Here is an 18,896-nt window from a genome sequence, read left to right as displayed (position 1 = left end):
CGGGACGCCGCCCGTTCACAATTCAGGACGAACGGGCCCCGACCACGCGAAAACCGGCCGATCCGCCGGGGATCGGCCGGTTCTGACGGAATCGTGAACGCCGACGTGCCGTCGCCGGCGCGTCGCAGGGGTCAGACGGCGAGCAGTTCGCGCTCCATGCGGGAGTACGAGGTCTCCATGCCGTCGGCCATGCCGGTGGCGAGGATCATGTCGCGCGTCTCCTTGTCGGGGTACTCGATGTAGAGCGTGATGAGGGTCGCGCCGTCCTCCTCGTACAGGTTGAGGTCGTTGAGCGTCTCGACCGGCATCCCGACCATCCGCTCGGTCTGGACCGAGCGGCGCGGGGCGTCGATGACCAGGGCCTCTCCCTCGAAGCCGAACGGCTGGCCCTCGGTGTCGCCGACGGGTGCCCAGGCGTTGCGGTACGTCTGGCCGACCTCGGTGGCGACGACGCACTCCGTCATCTCCCATCCGTCGGGCCCGAGCAGCCACTGCTTCATGAGCTCGGGGTCGTTGTGCGCGCGCCAGACCAGGTCGCGCGGCCCCTCGACGAGACGGGTGATGCGCACGTGCACGTCGTCGAGCAGTTCGACCTGCGTGCCCTTGCCCTGCGCGTAGTCGCGGAGGTCCTGCAGCACGGCGTCGAGCTGGGTCATGGCCATCGTGGTGCCCTCGACGGCGCCCATCGCGACGAGCTGCTCGAGCGCCTCGGCCGAGTCGAAGTAGCTCGTGGTGACCATGCGGGTGCCGTCTGCGGTCGACTCGAAGCGGAAGGTCATCCGCATCGCCGGCAGCCCTGGGACCGGAGCGCCGTCCTCATCGACGAACGAGTCGATCACGTCGAAGCCCGAGGGCTCGTCGATCGACAGGAACTCCCACGCCCCCGACGCCGTCTCGCCCCGCGGACCGTGCATCGTGTACAGCGCGCGACCGCCGACCGTGTGGTCCCAGGAGGTGAAAGTCGCGGGCCATCCGGGAGGTCCCCAGAAGCGCTCGAGCTGACGCGGATCGCTGTAGGCGGCCCAGACCCGTTCGCGGGGGGCGGCGAGATCGGCGACCACGGTCATGGTCAGGTTCTCGGCGTCGGTGGTCACTTCGGTGACAGGCATGTCAGACTCCCTCGTCGGTTCGTGCGGTGGTGGTGCCGGTATCGGTGGCGGTGCCGGTGTCTTCTCGGCCTGCGGGTTCGGCCAGCAGGTCGTCGAGCCGGGCGATGCGCGACCGCCACAGTTCTTCGTATCGGGCGAGGAGCGCCCTGGCGCGGGCGATCATCTCGGGGTTCGCGCGGACGAGCCGCTCGCGTCCCTCGGCGCGCTTGACGATGAGGTTCGCGGCCTCGAGCACGGACACGTGCTTCTGCACCGCGGCGAACGACATCTCGTATTCCGAGGCGAGGGTCGAGACGGACTGCTCCCGCTCGATCGTCCGGCGCAGGATGTCGCGCCGGGTCGACGTCGCCAGTGCGTGGAACACACGGTCGACCTCCGCTTCGCTCAGTTCTCTTTGTGCAACCATTTGGTTGTACGTTAGACCTGCGCGGAGGCGGTGTCAAGAGATCTTCGGCCCGACTCAGCCCTCGACGACGTCGATCCGGGTGAGCGCCGGAGGCGTCTGCACCGCGCCGGTCTCCACGGTCTCGATCTCGCGCCGCCCCGTGAGCCGCGCGACCGCATCATCGAACTGCTCGTCGAGCGCGCGCAGGGCCGCGTCGAGATCGCCGCGCGCGAGGGCCGCGATCAGCGCCGCGTAGGTGGGCGACACCGAGGCGGGCACGGTGTAGCCCTCGGGCGCGCTGAAGCTCGCGATCCGCGTCTCGAGCGCCAGCGACACCATCGCGCGGGAGAGGCGCGGGCTCCCCGCGGCGTCGACGAGGGACTGATGGAACACGATGTCGGCATCGCCGATCGCCCGCGCATCGGCCTGCCCGCTCGCGCGCTCCAGGTCGGCGAGCGCCGTCTCGAGGGTTCCGACCACCGAGGACGTGCCGGTGCGGATGATCGCCCGCACCGCCTCCCGTTCGACCGCGCGGCGTGCGGTGTACAGGTCGTCGATGCCCTCGACCGGGATGACGCTCACCCGCAGCCCCCGGCCGGGAAGGGCCGTCAGCACGCCCTCCTGCACGAGTCGCTGGGCGGCTTCCCGTAAGGGTCCGCGGCTGACGCCGAGCTGTGCCGCGATGTCGACCTCGCCGAGGGGACTTCCCACCGAGAGCGCGCCGGAGAAGATCGCGGAGCGCAGCTCGGAGACGATCAGGTCGACCGTGGACGGACGCGCCACACGGAGGACCGAGCCGGGCAGCCCGGACGGGGCGGACGAGTGCGGCATGGACGCTCCTGAGGATCGGTCGACGATGAAGTCCATTCTGCCTCCGACTCGTGGTGCTCACGATCCGGGGTGCGACCCCACAGTAACGACTTTGTATAGATGTAGACAATCCGACAATCTGAATGTGCACAATCGGGGAATCCGTCATAACGTAGCCGACGGTCCGAACCCGAAGCGAGACCCCGCCGGCCCGATCCGGCGAGGTCGCTCGACACCGAAAGAGGAACCCATGACCTCCACCCGCACTCTCGTGCGCACCGGCGCGGCACTGACCGCCACGGCCCTGACCGTGGGCCTGGTCGCCTGCTCGTCCGACTCCGCCTCCGAGGGCGGATCCACCCTCGAACAGCTGCAGGAGGCCGGCACCATCACCGTCGCGATCGCCGACGAGCGCCCCTACTCCTGGGTCGAGGGCGGTGAGCCCACCGGCGCGACCATCGCCATGCACGAGGAGATCTTCGCGGGAATGGGCATCGACGAGGTCGAGGTCGTGGAGGTCGACTGGAACTCCCTCATCCCCGGGCTCAAGGCCGGACGCTTCGACGCGATCAGCGCCGGCATGTCGATCCTGCCCGAGCGCTGCGAGGAGGCGGCCTTCAGCGATCCGGAGATCATGTACACCACGGCGCTGATGGTGCCCGAGGGCAACCCCGCCGGCCTGACAGACCTCGACTCCGTCGTCGACGCCGGAGACGTGCGGCTCGCCGTCCTCGGCGGCGGCATCGAGAGCGGGTACGCCGAGAAGCTCGGCATCTCCGACACGGTCTCGGTCGACAACGCCCAGTCCGGCATGGACCTCGTCGCCAACGGCCGGGCCGACGCGTTCGCCATGACGGCGATCTCGCTCAACTGGATGGCCGACAACAACCCGGATGCCGGTGTCGAGACGACCGACGCGTTCGTGCAGGAGATCGACGGCGTGCCGCAGATCGGCGCCGGCTCCACCGTCTTCCGCAAGGGCGACACCGCCCTGCTCGAGGCATACAACGACGAGCTGGCCACGATCACGAGCGAGGAGCAGAGCTATCTCGACCTCGTCGGCGAGTACGGCTTCACGGCGGAGAACCTGCCGCCCGCCGACCTCACGACCGCGCAGCTGTGCGCGGGCGACCTCAGCTGAGGCCCGCCCGAATGGACGATCTGTCCGCGCTCTGGGCGGCTCTGCCCGCGATCGGCGACGGCGTGCTCATCACGCTGCTGCTGACCGTGGGCGGAGCCCTCCTGGCCCTCCTCGTCGCCGTGGTCCTCGGACTCGCGGCGCGTGCCGACAGTATGATCGTGCGCGGCGTCGCGCGCGTCGTGATCGAGTTCTTCCGCGGCACCTCCCTCGTCGTGCAGCTGTTCTTCCTGTTCTTCGTGCTGCCGCAGCTCGGCGTCGAGATCTCACCGATCGCCTGCGGCATCCTCGGCCTGGGGCTGAACTACGGCGCCTACGGGGCCGAGGTCATCCGCGGATCCATCGGATCCGTGCCGACGGGGCAGTGGGAGGCGGCGACCGCGCTCAGCATGACGCGGATGCACCGGATGCGCCGCATCATCTTCCCGCAGGCCTGGGCGCTCATGATCCCCTCGCTCACGAATCTGCTGATCCAGCTGCTGAAGGGGACCGCGATCGTCGGATTCATCACCCTCGCCGACCTGACCGTGGCGCTCGACCGCCTGCGGATCGACACCGACACCTTCTTCTACGGCATCGTCGGACTCACGCTCTACTTCGTGATCGCCTCCGTGCTGACGCTGGCGATGAACGCCCTCGAAGTGCGCGCGAAGCACAAGCTGGGTCGAGGCGAATCGCTCGCCGACACGCTGCGCTTCCGCTCGCCCGTCACCCGAGGGGAGACCGCCGCATGAACGGTCCTGTCTGGAACTGGGACACCGCCTGGGCGGCGCTCCCCCCGCTTCTCGAGGGCTTCTTCACCGTCACCCTCGTCGTGACCCTGGTGGGCAGCGCGATCGCCGCCGTGCTGGGGCTGGTCATCGCGGTCGTGCGACGGTCCGCCCCGCGGCCGATCGCGGCGGTCGTGGGCTTCGTGGTCAACTTCATCCGGATGACGCCGATCGTCGTCCAGCTCCTCTTCGCGTACTTCGCCCTCGTCACGATCGACCCGCTGATCATCGGCATCGGCGTCTTCGGCATCCACTACGCCACCTACATGGCGGAGGTGTACCGCGCGGGGATCGAGGCGGTGCCGCGCGGCCAGTGGGAGGCGACGACCGCTCTGAGCATGTCGCCCCGCCGCACCTGGACCGCGGTCGTCCTGCCCCAGGCGATCCGCGCCACGGTCCCCTCGCTCGGCAACTACGTGATCTCGATGCTGAAGGACACCCCGTTCCTCATCGCGATCACGGTGGCCGACATGGTCAGCAACGCCCTCGAGTTCGGCGGCAACAGCTTCCGCTACCTCGAACCCATCACTCTCGCCGGAGTGATCTTCTTCCTCGCCAGTTACCCGGCATCCGTCCTCGTCCGCAGATTGGAGAAGCGTCTTGCCTACGCCTCCTGAGACCACCCGCCCCGCCATCCGATTCGACAAGGTGCAGAAGCGATACGGCGATCACGTCGTGCTCGACGACCTCGCCTTCGAGGTGCAGCGCGGCGACCGCGTCACGCTGATCGGCCCCAGCGGCTCGGGGAAGACGACGATCCTCCGCCTGGTGATGACCCTCGAGGAGGCCGACGGCGGGTACATCTTCGTCGACGGCGAACCGCTCACCCACGTCGAGCGCGGGGGGAAGCGCGTCCCGATGCGCGAGAAGCACCGGAACGAGGTGCGCAAGCGCATCGGCATGGTCTTCCAGCAGTTCAACCTGTTCCCGAACATGACCGTGATGGAGAACCTCATCGAGGCTCCGGTGCACGTGCTCGGGATGTCGAAGGCGGCCGCGACCGCGAAGGCGACCGATCTGCTGGAGAAGGTGGGGCTGTCGGACAAGGCGGATGCGCATCCGCTGCAGCTCTCCGGCGGCCAGCAGCAGCGAGTGGCGATCGCCCGGGCGCTGGCCATGGATCCCGAGATCCTGCTGCTCGACGAGGTCACCAGCGCACTCGACCCGGAGATCGTGGGAGAGGTGCTCGGCGTGCTGCGCGACATCGCCGAGACGACCGACATCACGATGCTCATCGTCACGCACGAGATGCAGTTCGCGCGCGACGTCTCGAACCGCGTGCTCATGTTCGACCGGGGGAGCATCGTCGAGGAGGCCGACCCCGAGACCATGTTCTCGGCGCCGCGCGAGCAGCGCACGCGCGACTTCCTCGCGGCGGTCCTGGGGGACTGACGGCTCCGCTTCCCGCCCGATCCGGCCTCGGCGGGCAGCGGTCATCGCCGCCCGCGGAGGCCGGGGGAGATCCATCCACGTGAATCCATACCCCGGAATCGCGCGTAGGGTGGAGTGAAGGACGGACCGTCCGAGAAGATCTCCCGGCACCGCGCCCGCCCGGAAGTGGAGTCACCCGTGGCTCAGTACGACGTCTCGAACCGCTCGGCGATCGTGACGGGAGCAGGCAGCGGAATCGGACGCTCGACCGCTCTCCTCCTCGCGAAGAACGGCGCCTCGGTCGTGGTCAACGACCTGAACGCGGAGCACGCGCACGCGGTCGTCGAGGAGATCCGCGCCGCCGGGGGGATCGCCGAGGCATCCGTCGGCGATGCCACCGACCGCGACTGGATCGCCTCTTCCGTGGAACTCGCCAACACGCTCGCCCCGCTGCGGATCGGCGTCAACAACGCCGGCATCGGCGGAGCATCCGCCCCCACCGCCGAGTACGACGACGAGGCCTGGGACAAGGTCATCGCGATCAACCTCAACGCCGTGTTCCGCAACATGAAGGCGCAGATCCCCTCGATCCTCGCGAACGGCGGCGGTTCGGTCGTGAACATCGCGTCGATCCTCGGCAGCGTCGGCTTCGCCAACTCCCCCGCCTACGTCACGGCCAAGCACGGCGTCGTGGGCATGACGAAGTCCGCGGCGCTGGAGTACTCCGCGCAGGGCGTGCGCGTGAACTCGGTGGGACCCGGCTTCATCGACACGCCTCTGCTGGCGAGCATGGATGCCGCCGCCCGCGAGTTCCTCGTGAGCAAGCACCCGATCGGACGCCTCGGTCAGGCCGACGAGGTCGCGAACCTCATCGCGTTCCTCGCCAGCGACGCCGCGAGCTTCGTGACCGGCAGCTACCACCTGGTCGACGGCGGCTACACCGCGCTCTGATCCCTGCGGGTCGCGACCGGCCACCCTTTGCGCCGACCGGCCCCCTTACGTGCGAGCGGCCCCCTTGAGTGCGTACTCAAGGGGGCCGCTCGCGCACAGAGGGGCCGGTCGGCAAGAGGAGTGGACGGATGCCGGAAGCTGTCCCACCCCGTCCGACTACTCGAACGTGGCGAGCCTCATCGTCGCGGTGGCGCTGTGCGCGGCCATGCCCTCCGAGTCGGAGATGACCTGCACGGCGTGCGCGAGCTCCGGGGTCGCGGCCCGCGCGATGCGCTGATACGTCAGCGGCTTGAGGAAACGCGAGACCGACAACCCGGCGCTGTGCTTGGCGCCCCCGGCGGTCGGCAGCACGTGATTCGTGCCCGCCATGCCCTTGTCGGAGTAGGCGACCGTGCTCCACGGACCGAGGAAGAGCGAGCCGTAGTTGCGCAGGTGCTCGTGGTACCAGTCGTCGTCGGCCGTGAGCAGCTCGAGGTGCTCGGGGGCCAGATCGTCCATGAGCGCCGCAGCGGTCTCGCGATCCTTCGCCACCGTGACCACGCCGTAGTCGCGCCAGGCCGGACCGCAGATGTCGGCCGTGGCGAGGGTCTCGAGCTGACGCTCCACGGCGGCGATGACGGCGCGGCCGTGCTCCTCCGACGTCGTGACCAGGGCGGCGGGCGAGTTCGGACCGTGCTCGGCCTGACCGAGCAGGTCGGCGGCGACGATCTCGGGGTCGGCGGTCTCGTCGGAGATCACCGCGACCTCGCTCGGTCCGGCGAGCAGATCGATCGCGACCGTGCCGAACAGCTGACGCTTGGCCTCGGCGACGAAGGCGTTGCCCGCGCCGACGAGCATGTCGACCGGCAGCTCGCCCAGCAGGCCGTACGCCATGGCGGCGAGCGCCTGCACGCCGCCGATCACGAACACACGGTCGACGCCGGAGAGGTGCGCGGCATACACGACCGCGTCGTTCGCACGGCCGTCGGGCTGCGGCGGGGTGCACGCGATCACCGTCGGCACCCCGGCGGCCTTGGCGACGCCGACCGTCATGAACGCGCTCGCGGTGAGCGGGAAGCGTCCGGCAGGGAGGTACGCGCCGACGCGGGAGACGGGGATGTACTTGGCGCCCGTCACGATGCCGGGGACGAGTTCGGTCTCGAAGTCGGTGAGGTGCGCGCGGGATTCCTTCGCGAACGCCTGCGTGCGCGCGGCGCCCAGCTCGATGGCGGCGCGCAGGTCGGGGGCCAGGCGGTCGCCGCTGGTCGCGATCTGCTCGGCGGTGAGCTCGATGTCGGTGCCCTGATAGTCGTCGAGCGTGCGCGCGTAGTCGAGCACGGCATCCATCCCGCGCTCGCGGATGTCGGCGAGCATCCGGGTCACGGTCTCGATCACGGCCGGGTCGCGCTGCGCGGCGGGCGCGTCGATCAGCGGGGTCTTGAGGTGGTGGAAGGCGCCGTCGAGGCGGGTGAGCACAGGTGAGGAGTAACGCATGCTGGAAGGCTAGAGCGGCCGCATCCATCCGGCAACCCAGATGATGCGAGGGCAAGCATCGGGTTTACCATTGGTTCGTGACCCTCACCCAGCTAGCCGCCTTCCTGGCGGCTCTCGAGCACGGCTCCTTCACCGCCGCGGCCGCGCACCTCGCGATGACCCAGGCCTCGGTCTCCGAACTCGTCGCCCGTCTCGAACGCGAACTCGGCGTCACGCTGTTCACCCGGGGCAGCCGCCGGCTCGTCCCCACGGCGGCGGCGCTCGAGCTGCGCCCGCACGCGATGCAGGCCGTGAGCGCGGTCCAGAACGGCATCGACACGATCCAGGCGCTGACCTCGCTCGACCGTGGCACCTGCACCTTCGGTGTGCTGCGCAATGCGGCCTATTACGCCCTCGCCGACCTGGCGGAGACCTTCCACCACCGGCATCCGAACGTGCGACTCCGGCTCGTCGGCATCAACTCCGCGCATGTCGCCCGCTCGATCGCGCGCGGCGAGCTGGAGGCCGGGCTCCTCGTGCTGCCGGTGGACGAGGACGGCCTCGAGGTGCGCCCCCTGTTCCGCGACGAGGTGCTCTACGCCTCGGCCACACGGCGGGTGGATGCCGGCCCGCTCACGATCGACGAGGTCGTGGACGCGAAGCTCGTGCTCTACGACGCCTTCGCCGGCTGGGACGACCCGACCCGGCGGCAGCTGCTTGAGCGGGCACGCCTGCGCGGGCTGACGCTGGAACCCGCGATCGAGGTCGAGCACGTCGAGACGGCGCTCAGCCTGGTCGCCGCCGGCACCGCCGACACGATCGTGTCGCGCTCGATCGCCGAGTCCGAGGGCTTCCCCGCCGGCATCCGCACGTTCCCGTTCGCCGAACCGATGCACGACACGATCGCCCTGGTGCAGCGCGAAGGGATGCTGCTGTCTCCGGCGACGCAGCGTCTCGCCGACCTGGCGGAGCGGATGCTGCGCGAACGCCTGCCCGAGCACGAGGGGCGCACGCCGCTCGGGTGAGGGCTTTCCCGTTCGGGAGGAGTTCACGCCCTCGGGAGGGGCCTCGGACGCGGATGCTCCGCCCGAAGCCGAGTTCTCCTCCCGAACCCGCGCCGCCCCGAACCACGACGCGTCAGTACAGCTCGCCCCGGCGATCCGCGAACAGGTGGTTGTGCGGCGGGAGCGACTTCTCGCGCACGGCCGTCAGCGACAGCACGGCGCCGGCGCCCATCACGGCGCGGAACGCCACGATCCAGCCCTGCTCGTCGATGATCGCGCTGCCGTCGGTCCAGTCCACGCCGCGCTCCGCCCCCCAGCGGTCGGCGATCACGACCGGCACCCGCGACGAGCGCGCCGCCGCCATGGCCTGGATCAGCTCCGGAGCGTGTTCGCCCTCGGGCCGCGGCACCAGGGGCCAGTTCACGGGCACCGCGAGCACGTCGGCGCCGGCCAGCGCGAGCCGGCGCGGCACTTCGGGGAACTCGATGTCGTAGCAGAGGGCCACCCCGAGGCGTCCGAAGGGCGCGTCGACCACGAGGCCCGCATCGTCGCCCCGGTCGAACACGAGGGTCTCCGCTCCCCACAGGTGCGACTTGCGGTAGTCCGCCAGGCGCGTCGTCCCGGTGAGCACGGCGGCGGAGTTGTACAGCTGCTCCCCGTCGCGTTCGGCGTAGCCCACGACCACCACGGCGCCGTCGGGGATGATCGCGTGCACGGCGGCCCAGCGGGCGTCGTCCGCCGTCAGCGCCAGCCCCTCGGCTTCGGCACGATCCGCGAACACGTAGCCGCTGGTGGAGAGCTCCGGCAGCACGATCAGCCGGGCCCCCCGGTGCCCCGCGGCGACGATCGCGGCACGGATGCGGTCGAGGTTGCCGTCCACGTCGCCGAACACGATCTCCGGCGACACCGCGGCCACGCGCAGCTCGTCATTCCCTGCCGTCATGTCGGCCCTCCTCCTGTGTTCTCCCGCAGCCCCTCCCGACGCCCCCGGGGAACGGATGCGAGAGGCGGATGCCGAGGGGCCCCCGCCCCTCGGCATCCGCCCGGTCTCAGTCGTCTTCCGTGGCGGTGACCATCACGCCGAGCGGCGCGAGGTACCCGTTCGGGTCGATCGTCCAGTCCGCGGCGGCCGCGGCCTCGACGACCTCCGGAGCCCACTCGAGGTAGACCCGGTCGTCGCCGCCGTTGATCACGAGCACCGTACCGGTGCCGGTCTCGTCGCCCTCGACGCAGCGGTAGGAGCGCCAGGCCCCCTCGGGCACCGAGAACGCGTCGCCGGGGCCGAGGTTCACGGTCGTCGACGAGTCGTCGTTCAGCGTGACCTCCCAGCGTCCGGTCTTGAAGAGCAGCGCCTGCGTCTTGTCATGACGGTGGCGCAGCACGCCCTGCCCGGCCTCGGCCTTCACCCACGCGAGGTTGAAGGAGTGGGGCTCGTGCACGTTGGGCACCTGGCGGCGGTCTTCCGACATGCCGTAGCCGATCGCGGTGGCGAGCTCGACGTGCCCGCCGTCGACGGCCGCGCACAGCAGCGCCGCCGCCGAGTACCGACGGTCGCCCGGCTGGATGACGCGCGAGCGCATGTCCTCGACCGAGTACGCCGTGAGCTGGTCGATGTAGTGCTGCTTCATCGGCGTGATCAGAGCCACGTCCTCGGGCAGCACATCACCCGCGACGGTGTCGATCAGCTTGTTGTCGGCGGTGAGGTGCAGGCCATAGGACTCGGCCTCGCGCAGCACGGACGGGCCCCAGATGATGCCGCCGTTGTCGTCGCGCCCGAGCACCGTGTAGAGGATGCCCTCGTCCGGTCCCTCGTTCGTGAAGCCGCGGAAGATCCAGGTGGGGATCGTCACGATGTCGCCGTCATGGCTGATGTACTCGCCCTGCGTGCCGTCCACGCCCCAGCGGAGGCGGAACTCACCCCCGAGGTTGATGAAGACCTCGGCCGTGAAGTGCATGTGCAGGTTGTTCGAGATGCCGTTCGGCATGCCCGCGGCCCCTGTGTTGAACCCGTGGTTCTCCTCGAGGTTCACGTACTGGTTCGCGTTCTGCGAGACACCCGCGCCGATGAACGCGTAGTTCTCCTTGCGGTCCGATCCCGGGGTGCGGCAGTCGATGAAGGCCGAGTTGCACGGCACCCAGTCGGTGCGCCGGATGGTCCGGCGACCGATCTCTTCGCTGTCGACGATGACGTCGCTCATGGTGTTCTCTTCTCCTTGTCGATCAGGAACTGATCAGTAGATGTTGCTGAAGGCCGCGGGCTCGTCGCCGCGCATGCCGGCGATCTGGGCCCGGAGGGCGATGTCGTCCCACAGGCGCACTTCCTTGACGAGTGCGCCCTGGTGGAACGTGAACTGCGAGATGCCGAGCACGTCGACCGGCTTGCCCGTGAGGGGGCCGTAGGTGGGGACGCCGTTGTAGTCGCCGACGAACTTCCATGTGACGGCCACGCGGAGCCCCGCGTACCGCACGTCGTAGTTGGTCTGGATGTCGCGGATCTCGAACTGCCCGCCCGGGAACGACTCGAGGAAGCGCAGCAGCGCCCGGCGATACCCCTCGGGGCGGATGACGAGGCGGTTGCCGACCGTGAGCAGCACGAGGTCGCGGTGGAAGAACTTCTCCACCTTCTGCAGGTCGCGGTCGTTCCAGACCGTCTGGATCATGTCGATCACGGTCTCGACCTCGGAACGGTGGTCGTCGGGACGGACGCCCGAGTCGCCCTTCGCGATCGGATCGGCGGGAGCCGCGTCGACCCAGCTGCCGGAGTAGCCGCGGAAGGCCTGCGCCCGGGCGAGCTCGTCGAGGTCGCTCCCGCTCTCGAGAGCGCCGGCGAGCGTGTCGCGCACCACCCACTCCTCGACCATGCGGCCGCGGCGGTACAGGCAGTTCGCGATCGTGCGGCTGAACGCCGAGGTCTGCAGGTGCCCGGAGAGCACGAGGTGCGAGCTGAGGAACGCGTCGTCGCCGCGGGCCTCCCAGATCACGTCTTCGGCCTGCCCGGTGCGGTCCGGCGTCGCCGAGATGCGCATGAGCGTCCCCTCGATGACCTCGGCGCGGTTGCTCGAGGTGCCGTAAGCCCCGTGCACGATCGAGTCGGGCTCGTAGTTCTCGCGGATGTAGTGGATCGACCGGTCGACCCAGATGAGGTCGGTGACTTCACGGATGAAGTCGTCGGGGTCCGTGTACGGCAGATAGGCAACCGGGTCGAGAGACACGCTTTTCACTCCTTCGAGATCCGAGTCTGCGGTTCATCCGTGACCACAGGCTTCGTCCTCGTCAGTGTATGCGTATGCACAACACAGCGCAAGAGTCGGTCCAGCGCACACGGTGGACAGCGTGCGGGAGCCGGTCAGCTCGCGCGCGCGGTGGTGAGGGTGCTCCGCGGCACGAACACCGACGCGAACCGGGAGTTCTCGCGCGCGGCATCCGGATCCTCGATGCGCCGCACGATGAGGTCGGCGGCCGTCCGGGCCATGCCGTCGATGTCGAACCCCACCGTGGCCAGATCGATGATCGGCCACGCGGCCTCCGGCAGGTCGTCGAAGCCGATGACCGAGAGGTCCTCGGGCACCCGCAGGCCCGCACGACGGGCGGCGTTCAGCGCGCCGTAGGCCACCACGTCGTTGCCGCAGAAGAGCAGGGTCGGGCGGTCGTCGCCGGCCAGGATCTCGGATGCCGCGGCCTCGCCCTCCGCGGCGCCGTAGGGCACGCGTCGGGTGTCGCTCCCGCTCAGCGCGAGCCCGTGTTCGGCGAGGGCGTCGCGCAGCGCCGCCTCGCGACTCTGCGCCGTGCTGGTGTTGCTCGGGCCGAGCACGGCGCCGATGTGCCGGTGGCCGAGCTCGACCGCGCGGCGGACCGCCTCCCGGTAGCCGGGCACCGGATCGACGACCGTGGCATCCGCGTCGACGAGCGAGCCCGTGCGGTTGAAGTACACGAAGGGCAGCCCGCGGTCCTTGAGCCGCAGCGGGGCGACCGAATCGACCGTGGTCGTGGCGAGGATGACGCCGTCGAGGCCGTTCGCGAGCAGGCGCTCCACGATCGTGCCGTTGTCGGCGGACTCGGTGTGCAGCATGAGCTGATACCCCAGAGCCTCGAGCTCGCGGTGCACGGGCGCGATGATGTGCGAGTAGAACTGGTTGTCGAGATCGGTCAGCAGCAGCGCGATGCGGCGCGTCCGGCCGGAGGACAGGGCGCGACCGGCCTCGCTCGGCACGTAGCCCAGCAGTTGTGCCGCCTCGCGCACGCGCAGCTTGGTCGCCTGCGACACCCGCGAATCGTCGCGCAGCGCGCGCGACACGGTCGGTTGGGAGACGCCCGCCAAGCGGGCCACATCACGACTCGTGACCACCATCTGATGCCTCCCCTGAGATGCAACGGATTCTACCGCTCTTGACGCCGGAATGCATACGCGGTCATAATAAGCACATACGTATGCAACGAAAGGACGGGCCATGCCCCTGCATCTGAAGACCGCGCCGACGAAGACGTTCGCGGACACCGCTCAGCTGGATGTCGCTGAACGCGTGCGGTCGATCATCGGCGACATCCGCGAGAACGGCGACGTCGCCGTCCGCCGGTACGCCGAGCAGTTCGACGACTGGAGCAGGGACTCGTACCGCCTCTCCGACGACGAGATCGACGAGATCATCGCGACGCTGCCGGCGCAGGTCATCACCGACATCGAGTTCGTGCAGTCGCAGGTGCGCCGCTTCGCCCAGGCGCAGCGCGACTCGCTCGTCGACATCGAGGTCGAGACGCTCCCGGGCGTCTTCCTCGGACAGAAGCACGTGCCGGTGCAGGCCGCCGGGGCCTACATCCCGGGCGGGAAGTACCCGCTCACGGCATCCGCGCACATGACGATCATCACCGCGAAGGTCGCGGGTGTCCCCCGTGTGGTCGCGTGCACCCCGCCGATCCGCGGCGAGATCCCCGCTGCGACCATCGCCGCCATGAAGATGGCGGGCGCCGACGAGATCTATCTCCTCGGCGGCGTGCAGGCCGTCGCCGCCATGGCGGTGGGCACCGACTCCATCGAGCGGGTGAACATGATCGCCGGACCGGGCAACGCCTACGTGGCCGAGGCGAAGCGCCAGCTGTTCGGCGAGGTCGGGATCGACCTGTTCGCCGGCCCCACCGAGATCCTCATCGTCGCCGATGAGCACGCCGACCCGTTCTTCACGGCGGTCGACCTGCTGTCCCAGGCCGAGCACGGACCCGACTCCCCTGCCGTGCTGGTGACGACCTCACAGGCCCTCGCCGAGGAGGTCATGGACTGGATCGAGAAGATCCTCCCCGGCATGCCGACGCGCGACTACGCCGAGCCCGCCTGGCGCGACTGGGGCCAGGTGATCGTGGCCGACGATCTCGACGAGGCTTACCGCATCGCCGACGGGTTCGCCTTCGAGCACGTGCAGATCTTCACCGAGAACCCGCGTGAGGCGCTCACGAAGATGCACGACTACGGGGCGCTGTTCCTCGGCGAGAACACCTGCGTCTCCTACGGCGACAAGGTCATCGGCACGAACCACGTGCTGCCGACGCTCGGCGCCGCGCGGTACACGGGCGGCCTCTGGGTCGGCAAGTATCTGCGCACCGTGACGTACCAGGAGGTGCAGAACACCGAATCGTCGGCCGAGCTCGGCGCCGTGTGCGGCCGCGCCGCCCGCGTCGAGCTGTTCGAAGGACACGCCCGCTCGGGTGACGCCCGCGCCTGGCGTCACGCCGGCACGGAGTTCGCGTGGATCGAGGAGAGCCACGCGGCGGCGGGCGCGGAGTCGCGATGACCGACCTCGCGGGTCGCCGTGCCGTGGTCACCGGCGGCGGCAGCGGACTCGGGGCGGCCATCGCCCGGTCGCTGCACGCCGCCGGCGCCGAGGTGATCGTGGTCGGGCGCGACGCCGGCAAGCTGGAGACCGTGGTCGCCTCGCTGGGGTCGCGCGCCCGAGCGCTGACGTGCGACGTGTCGGATGCGGCATCCGTCGACGCCCTGCGCGAGGCGCTGTCGGAGACGCCCGTGTCGATCCTCGTGAACAACGCCGGCATCCCCGGGCCCGTCGCGGCCCTCACCGACATCGCCGTCGCGGACTGGGACGAGGTGTTCGCGGTGAACGTGCGCGGCACCTACCTGCTCTGCAAGGCGCTGTTGCCCGGCATGATCGAACGCGGCGACGGCGACATCATCAACATCGCGTCGGTGTCGGGCAAGCGTCCGCTCGCGCACCGCACCCCGTACTGTGCGTCGAAGATGGCCGTGATCGGGCTGACCTCGACCCTCGCGTTCGAGGTCGGACCGGCCGGCGTACGGGTGAACTCGCTCTCGCCCGGCCCGGTGCAGGGTCCGCGGATGGAGCGGAACTTCCGTCTGGAGGCCGAGCGCTCCGGCACCCGTGCCGAGGAGGCCGAGCAGGCGTTCGTCTCCCGCGCGGCGCTGGGCCGCATGGTGACCGAGGACGAGGTGGGCGCCGCCGTGCTCGCGATGCTCGCGATGCCCGGCATGTGCGGGGCCGACGTCGACCTCTCGGCCGGGATGGTGGCGTGATGGGGGATGGTGGCGTGCGGGAGTCCCTGCGGGCGCGGGCTCGTGCGGGCGAGAAGCTGCTCGGCGCGCTGCTGCGGATGCCGTCGGAGGAGCTCGTGGAGATGCTCGCCGTCGCCGACTTCGATTTCGTGCTGATCGACTGCGAACACGGACCGGCCGACATCATCGCGCTGCGGCAGCACATCGCGGTCGCCGCGGTGCACGGCGTGCCGGTGATCGTGCGCGTCGGCGAGGGCGACCGTGGGCAGATCCTGCGCGTGCTCGACCAGGGCGCCGAGGGCATCCTGGCCCCGCACCTCGACACGGCCGCCGACGCCGCCGCGCTCGTCGACGCCACGCTGTATCCGCCGGTCGGCTCGCGCGGCTTCGCGACATACAGTCGCGCCGGGCTCTTCGGCCTGATCGATCCCGCCGCACACCGCGACTGGTGGCTCGAGAACACGCTCGTGCTCGGCATGATCGAGTCGCCACGAGGCGTGGCGAACGTCGACGCGATCGTCGCGACGCCCCGGCTCGACGGCATCATGGTCGGTCCCGCAGATCTCGCCGCGAGCTCCGGTCCGGACGACACCCCGGTTCCCGAGGCGATCGCCGCCGTTCATGCCGCCCTGGCGGAGGCCGGCTCCCTGCGGATGGACATCGTCGGCACCCGCACGGCGGCCGAGGCATCCTTCGCCGCCGGCGCCGACCTCGTCGTGTACAACCTCGCATCCTCGCTGCTGGGTCACCTGCGCGACCTCGCCTCCCCGGCCCGCTAGGTGCGGGGACTCCACCCCCACTCGGGAGGACCTCTCCCTCAGGGACGGATGCTCGCGCCGAATTCCTCCGCCCGAGACTGAGATCTCCTCCCGAACCCACGCGAGGTCCCAGAGACAGCCCCCGCCCCCGCGCCCTCGAGCCCCGCCCGCCACGACCGCAGCAACGCACCGAAGGCCTCGCCACGCTCCAGCGGCAGCAGGTGACCGGCATCCAGGGTCACGAGTCGCGCGTCGGGCATCCGCTGCACGATCTCGGTGTGGAAGTGCGGCGGGCAGATCGCGTCGTCCAGTCCGGACACGACGAGCGTCGGCGTCGCGATCCCCGGCAACGACGCGAGCAGGTCCCCGCGACTGAGCTGCAGGTGCAGTTGCGCCCGCAGCCGAGTGCCACCCGTATCGGTCCCCATCGCGAGGGTGCGCTCCACGAGGTCGGGCCGATCGCGCACGGCATCCGTCCCCAGCAGGGCCGGCAGGATGCGGGACTGCAGCGTCCGGGCATCCACCCCCTCGTCGAGCTGTGCGAGCCACTCCCGCCACCCGTCGCGCTGGGTGTCGGTCGGCGCCTTCGCGTTGGTCGAGACCAGGCACAGCCCGCCCAGGCGCTCGGGCGCGACTGCGGCGAGCGCCATCGCGACGATCGCCCCGAGCGAGTGCCCGACGAGCACGAACCGCTCGGGCAGCGCAGCCCGCAGCGCCTCCACCTGCCCCGCGACGGAGGGGCGGTCCAGCACCGGCCGGACCGCCCCCTCGATCGCCGCGTCCGCCCACAGATCGTCCGTGCAGTTCATGCCGGCGAGCAGCACGAGCGGCAGCATGTCAGCCCTTCACGGCACCGTCGCTGAGCCCGGCGACGAGATACTTCTGCGCGATGAACGCGATCACGAACACCGGGATCGTGAGCAGCATCGAGGCCGCCCCCGCCTGCTGCAGCATCGGCAGGGTCTGCCCGAGCTGGGTGGCGATGAACACCGGGACGGTCTTCGACGAGGTGTCGGTGAGCACGAGCGCGGTCAGGTACTCCTGGAACGCGAACAGGAACACGAAGATGCCGGCGGTCAGGATGCCGGGGCCCATCAGCGGGATCATGACGCGGCGCAGCATGCCGATGCGGGTGCAGCCGTCGATCATCGCGGCCTCGTCGAGCTCTTTCGGGATCTCGGCGAAGAAGTTGCGCAGCAGCCAGATCGTGAACGGCTGGTTGATCGCGACGAGGGCGATCGCGAGGGCGAACGTGGTGTCGTAGATGCCCAGCGCCCGACTGATGTCGTACATCGGCAGCACCACGGCGAAGCGGGGCAGTGCGCGGAAGATGAGCGCGACCACGAGCAGCAGCGCCGACACGTAACTGGGGAATCGCGACAGCGCGTAGGCCGCCGGGATGCCGATCACGAGCGCCACCACGGTCGACACCACGGCCACCACCACGGTGTTCACGAGGTAGTCGGCGAAGTAGGTGGTCTGCCAGAGATCCACGAAGGCCTGCAGCGTGGGCTGGTAGTCCCACAGCACCGGCGGGTTGGCGAAGGCGACGTCGGTGGGCTTGGTCACCGAGAGCGTCATCCAGATGAACGGGCTCAGCATCACCACGCAGAGGATGCCGAGCAGCAGCCCGGTGATGTAGGGCGGGCGGTTCACGCCGCGGCCCCGGCGCTTCGGTGCGCCCTTGGTGGTGATGGCCCTGGTGGAGAGGTCAAGCGCCGTGAGACTCATCGTTCTGCCTTCGCTTCCTTGAAGATGCCTTGGATGAACGGGATCAACATGATGAGGATCAGGATGATGGTGAGGACGTTGATCGCACTGCCGAGGCCGAGGTTCTCGGCGCCGTCGGCGAACGCCACGGAGTAGACGTAGAGCATGATCGACTCGTTCCCGATGGACTGCGCCTGGGGCGACAGTGGGATGAGGTTGTCGAACATGCGCAGCACGTCCATGATCGTGATCAGCGTCACGAAGCCCAGCACCCCGCGGATGGTGGGGATGATGACGTTGATGTGGGTCTGGAATCCGCTGGCGCCGTCGATCTTGGCGGCCTCCTTGAGCTCGTTCGGGACGCCCTGCAGGCCCGCGAGGATGATGAGCATCGCGAACGGCAGCATGTGCCAGACCGTGTTGGCGATCACGAGGATGCCGTTGGGCACCTGGTCGGTGAACCAGAGCACCTGCGAGCCGCCGAAGAATCCGATGAGCCGGTTCACCACCCCGCCGAAGTTGTCGTCGAAGAGCCACGAGAACGCGACGGCGCCCACCAGGTTCGGCAGCACGTACGAGACGAGCATGATGCCGAGCACGAGCGGGCGGCTGGTGGTGATCCGGTTGATGCCGGTCGCGATGATGTAGCCGAACACCAGCAGGATCGCGGTGGTGACCACGGTGACGGCGACCGTGAAGAGGACCGCCTTGTGGAAGCGCGGATCCGTGAGCGCGTCGGTGAAGTTCTCGAGCCCGACGAACGTGCCGGGTGTGCCGTAGCGGACCTGTTCGAAACTCCACTGCACCGTGCGCACCAGTGGAAGCACGAGGAGTGCCGCCATCACCAGCAGGCTCGGGGCGAAGAGCAACCAGAATTCACGTGCCTTCATGTGCGTCCTCCCTGGGACGGACTGTGGCCTGAAC

Annotated in this window: 20 protein-coding genes; 9 read left to right on the top strand and 11 right to left on the bottom strand. The window is 69.6% G+C overall.

The genetic code is table 11. The features are described 5' to 3' along the window. Window positions 1-131 precede the first annotated feature (131 nt). Genes ACWA14_RS01215 through ACWA14_RS01205 form a run of 3 tightly spaced genes read right to left on the bottom strand, consistent with a single transcriptional unit; the run spans window position 132 to window position 2,325 of the window. Window positions 132-1,109, bottom strand: a complete 978-nt coding sequence (locus ACWA14_RS01215) for an SRPBCC family protein (RefSeq protein WP_463795624.1) — start codon at window positions 1,107-1,109, stop codon at window positions 132-134. A gap of 1 nt (window position 1,110) precedes the next feature. Then, the gene (locus ACWA14_RS01210) at window positions 1,111-1,515 is read right to left on the bottom strand and encodes an ArsR/SmtB family transcription factor (protein WP_463795623.1); all 405 of its coding nucleotides are present in this window, start codon (window positions 1,513-1,515) and stop codon (window positions 1,111-1,113) included. Window positions 1,516-1,569: 54 nt separating this feature from the next. Continuing rightward, window positions 1,570-2,325 carry a GntR family transcriptional regulator gene (locus ACWA14_RS01205; protein ID WP_463795622.1) on the bottom strand — a complete coding sequence of 252 codons (756 nt, stop codon included), beginning with the start codon at window positions 2,323-2,325 and terminating at the stop codon, window positions 1,570-1,572. 229 nt (window positions 2,326-2,554) lie between these two features. Here ACWA14_RS01205 and ehuB point away from each other — a divergent pair, with 229 nt between their 5' ends. From ehuB to ACWA14_RS01180, 5 genes are all read left to right on the top strand, one after another. Continuing rightward, window positions 2,555-3,445, top strand: coding sequence for an ectoine/hydroxyectoine ABC transporter substrate-binding protein EhuB (gene ehuB / locus ACWA14_RS01200; protein ID WP_463795621.1), 891 nt, complete (start codon window positions 2,555-2,557; stop codon window positions 3,443-3,445). Window positions 3,446-3,456: 11 nt separating this feature from the next. After that, window positions 3,457-4,176, top strand: coding sequence for an ectoine/hydroxyectoine ABC transporter permease subunit EhuC (ehuC, locus tag ACWA14_RS01195; protein WP_463795620.1), 720 nt, complete (start codon window positions 3,457-3,459; stop codon window positions 4,174-4,176). Continuing rightward, window positions 4,173-4,829, top strand: a complete 657-nt coding sequence (gene ehuD / locus ACWA14_RS01190) for an ectoine/hydroxyectoine ABC transporter permease subunit EhuD (protein WP_463795619.1) — start codon at window positions 4,173-4,175, stop codon at window positions 4,827-4,829. The genes ehuC and ehuD overlap by 4 nt, the downstream gene beginning before the upstream one ends. Next, window positions 4,813-5,604 carry an ectoine/hydroxyectoine ABC transporter ATP-binding protein EhuA gene (gene ehuA / locus ACWA14_RS01185; protein WP_463795618.1) on the top strand — a complete coding sequence of 264 codons (792 nt, stop codon included), beginning with the start codon at window positions 4,813-4,815 and terminating at the stop codon, window positions 5,602-5,604. Before ehuD ends, ehuA begins: the two co-directional genes overlap by 17 nt. A 177-nt stretch (window positions 5,605-5,781) precedes the next feature. Beyond that, window positions 5,782-6,534 (top strand): SDR family NAD(P)-dependent oxidoreductase, encoded by a 753-nt coding sequence (locus ACWA14_RS01180; protein ID WP_463795617.1) that lies wholly within the window; start codon window positions 5,782-5,784, stop codon window positions 6,532-6,534. Between the two features lie 156 nt (window positions 6,535-6,690). On the opposite strand, the gene hisD (ACWA14_RS01175) is transcribed toward ACWA14_RS01180, so the two are convergent. After that, on the bottom strand, window positions 6,691-8,007 hold the full coding sequence (gene hisD / locus ACWA14_RS01175) for a histidinol dehydrogenase (protein ID WP_463795616.1): 1,317 nt from the start codon (window positions 8,005-8,007) through the stop codon (window positions 6,691-6,693). Between the two features lie 77 nt (window positions 8,008-8,084). On the opposite strand from hisD (ACWA14_RS01175), the gene ACWA14_RS01170 reads away from it, so the two are divergent. Beyond that, the gene (locus ACWA14_RS01170) at window positions 8,085-9,011 is read left to right on the top strand and encodes a LysR family transcriptional regulator (protein ID WP_463795615.1); all 927 of its coding nucleotides are present in this window, start codon (window positions 8,085-8,087) and stop codon (window positions 9,009-9,011) included. A 112-nt stretch (window positions 9,012-9,123) separates the two neighbouring features. On the opposite strand, the gene ACWA14_RS01165 is transcribed toward ACWA14_RS01170, so the two are convergent. From ACWA14_RS01165 to ACWA14_RS01150, 4 genes are all read right to left on the bottom strand, one after another. Next, on the bottom strand, window positions 9,124-9,933 hold the full coding sequence (locus ACWA14_RS01165; protein WP_463795614.1) for a nitrilase-related carbon-nitrogen hydrolase: 810 nt from the start codon (window positions 9,931-9,933) through the stop codon (window positions 9,124-9,126). Window positions 9,934-10,039: 106 nt separating this feature from the next. Continuing rightward, a complete protein-coding gene (locus tag ACWA14_RS01160; protein ID WP_463795613.1) occupies window positions 10,040-11,188 on the bottom strand; it encodes a cupin domain-containing protein in 1,149 nt (382 codons plus the stop codon). Between the two features lie 33 nt (window positions 11,189-11,221). After that, window positions 11,222-12,202, bottom strand: coding sequence for a nuclear transport factor 2 family protein (locus tag ACWA14_RS01155; RefSeq protein ID WP_463795612.1), 981 nt, complete (start codon window positions 12,200-12,202; stop codon window positions 11,222-11,224). Between the two features lie 134 nt (window positions 12,203-12,336). Then, the gene (locus ACWA14_RS01150) at window positions 12,337-13,338 is read right to left on the bottom strand and encodes a LacI family DNA-binding transcriptional regulator (RefSeq protein WP_463795611.1); all 1,002 of its coding nucleotides are present in this window, start codon (window positions 13,336-13,338) and stop codon (window positions 12,337-12,339) included. A 100-nt stretch (window positions 13,339-13,438) separates the two neighbouring features. Here ACWA14_RS01150 and hisD (ACWA14_RS01145) point away from each other — a divergent pair, with 100 nt between their 5' ends. The 3 genes from hisD (ACWA14_RS01145) to ACWA14_RS01135 are packed head-to-tail and all read left to right on the top strand — an operon-like array spanning window position 13,439 to window position 16,283. Next, entirely contained in the window at window positions 13,439-14,770 is a 1,332-nt protein-coding gene (gene hisD / locus ACWA14_RS01145; RefSeq protein ID WP_463795610.1) for a histidinol dehydrogenase, read from the top strand. After that, window positions 14,767-15,525 carry an SDR family NAD(P)-dependent oxidoreductase gene (locus tag ACWA14_RS01140; RefSeq protein ID WP_463795609.1) on the top strand — a complete coding sequence of 253 codons (759 nt, stop codon included), beginning with the start codon at window positions 14,767-14,769 and terminating at the stop codon, window positions 15,523-15,525. Before hisD (ACWA14_RS01145) ends, ACWA14_RS01140 begins: the two co-directional genes overlap by 4 nt. A 14-nt stretch (window positions 15,526-15,539) precedes the next feature. Beyond that, entirely contained in the window at window positions 15,540-16,283 is a 744-nt protein-coding gene (locus ACWA14_RS01135) for an HpcH/HpaI aldolase family protein (protein ID WP_463795608.1), read from the top strand. A 38-nt stretch (window positions 16,284-16,321) separates the two neighbouring features. Here ACWA14_RS01135 and ACWA14_RS01130 read toward each other — a convergent pair whose 3' ends face one another. The 3 genes from ACWA14_RS01130 to ACWA14_RS01120 are packed head-to-tail and all read right to left on the bottom strand — an operon-like array spanning window position 16,322 to window position 18,862. After that, complete coding sequence (locus ACWA14_RS01130) at window positions 16,322-17,098, bottom strand: alpha/beta fold hydrolase (protein WP_463795607.1); 777 nt, start codon at window positions 17,096-17,098, stop codon at window positions 16,322-16,324. A 1-nt stretch (window position 17,099) separates the two neighbouring features. Then, a complete protein-coding gene (locus ACWA14_RS01125) occupies window positions 17,100-17,993 on the bottom strand; it encodes a carbohydrate ABC transporter permease (protein WP_463795606.1) in 894 nt (297 codons plus the stop codon). Beyond that, a complete protein-coding gene (locus tag ACWA14_RS01120) occupies window positions 17,990-18,862 on the bottom strand; it encodes a carbohydrate ABC transporter permease (RefSeq protein ID WP_463795605.1) in 873 nt (290 codons plus the stop codon). Before ACWA14_RS01120 ends, ACWA14_RS01125 begins: the two co-directional genes overlap by 4 nt. Window positions 18,863-18,896: the final 34 nt, after the last annotated feature.

Source organism: Microbacterium sp. TW_SC_2 (assembly GCF_055361165.1).
Note: the sequence above shows the minus strand (reverse complement) of the source record. Positions and strands in the feature narration are given on the sequence as shown.

Bases quoted from the DNA above. Each gene is read 5' to 3' on its own strand.
- ACWA14_RS01215 (WP_463795624.1), bottom strand. From the start codon at position 1,109: ATGCCTGTCACCGAAGTGACCACCGACGCCGAGAACCTGACCATGACC.
- ACWA14_RS01210 (WP_463795623.1), bottom strand. From the start codon at position 1,515: ATGGTTGCACAAAGAGAACTGAGCGAAGCGGAGGTCGACCGTGTGTTC.
- ACWA14_RS01205 (WP_463795622.1), bottom strand. From the start codon at position 2,325: ATGCCGCACTCGTCCGCCCCGTCCGGGCTGCCCGGCTCGGTCCTCCGT.
- ehuB (WP_463795621.1), top strand. From the start codon at position 2,555: ATGACCTCCACCCGCACTCTCGTGCGCACCGGCGCGGCACTGACCGCC.
- ehuC (WP_463795620.1), top strand. From the start codon at position 3,457: ATGGACGATCTGTCCGCGCTCTGGGCGGCTCTGCCCGCGATCGGCGAC.
- ehuD (WP_463795619.1), top strand. From the start codon at position 4,173: ATGAACGGTCCTGTCTGGAACTGGGACACCGCCTGGGCGGCGCTCCCC.
- hisD (WP_463795616.1), bottom strand. From the start codon at position 8,007: ATGCGTTACTCCTCACCTGTGCTCACCCGCCTCGACGGCGCCTTCCAC.
- ACWA14_RS01165 (WP_463795614.1), bottom strand. From the start codon at position 9,933: ATGACGGCAGGGAATGACGAGCTGCGCGTGGCCGCGGTGTCGCCGGAG.
- ACWA14_RS01160 (WP_463795613.1), bottom strand. From the start codon at position 11,188: ATGAGCGACGTCATCGTCGACAGCGAAGAGATCGGTCGCCGGACCATC.
- ACWA14_RS01150 (WP_463795611.1), bottom strand. From the start codon at position 13,338: ATGGTGGTCACGAGTCGTGATGTGGCCCGCTTGGCGGGCGTCTCCCAA.
- hisD (WP_463795610.1), top strand. From the start codon at position 13,439: ATGCCCCTGCATCTGAAGACCGCGCCGACGAAGACGTTCGCGGACACC.
- ACWA14_RS01140 (WP_463795609.1), top strand. From the start codon at position 14,767: ATGACCGACCTCGCGGGTCGCCGTGCCGTGGTCACCGGCGGCGGCAGC.
- ACWA14_RS01130 (WP_463795607.1), bottom strand. From the start codon at position 17,098: ATGCTGCCGCTCGTGCTGCTCGCCGGCATGAACTGCACGGACGATCTG.
- ACWA14_RS01125 (WP_463795606.1), bottom strand. From the start codon at position 17,993: ATGAGTCTCACGGCGCTTGACCTCTCCACCAGGGCCATCACCACCAAG.
- ACWA14_RS01120 (WP_463795605.1), bottom strand. From the start codon at position 18,862: ATGAAGGCACGTGAATTCTGGTTGCTCTTCGCCCCGAGCCTGCTGGTG.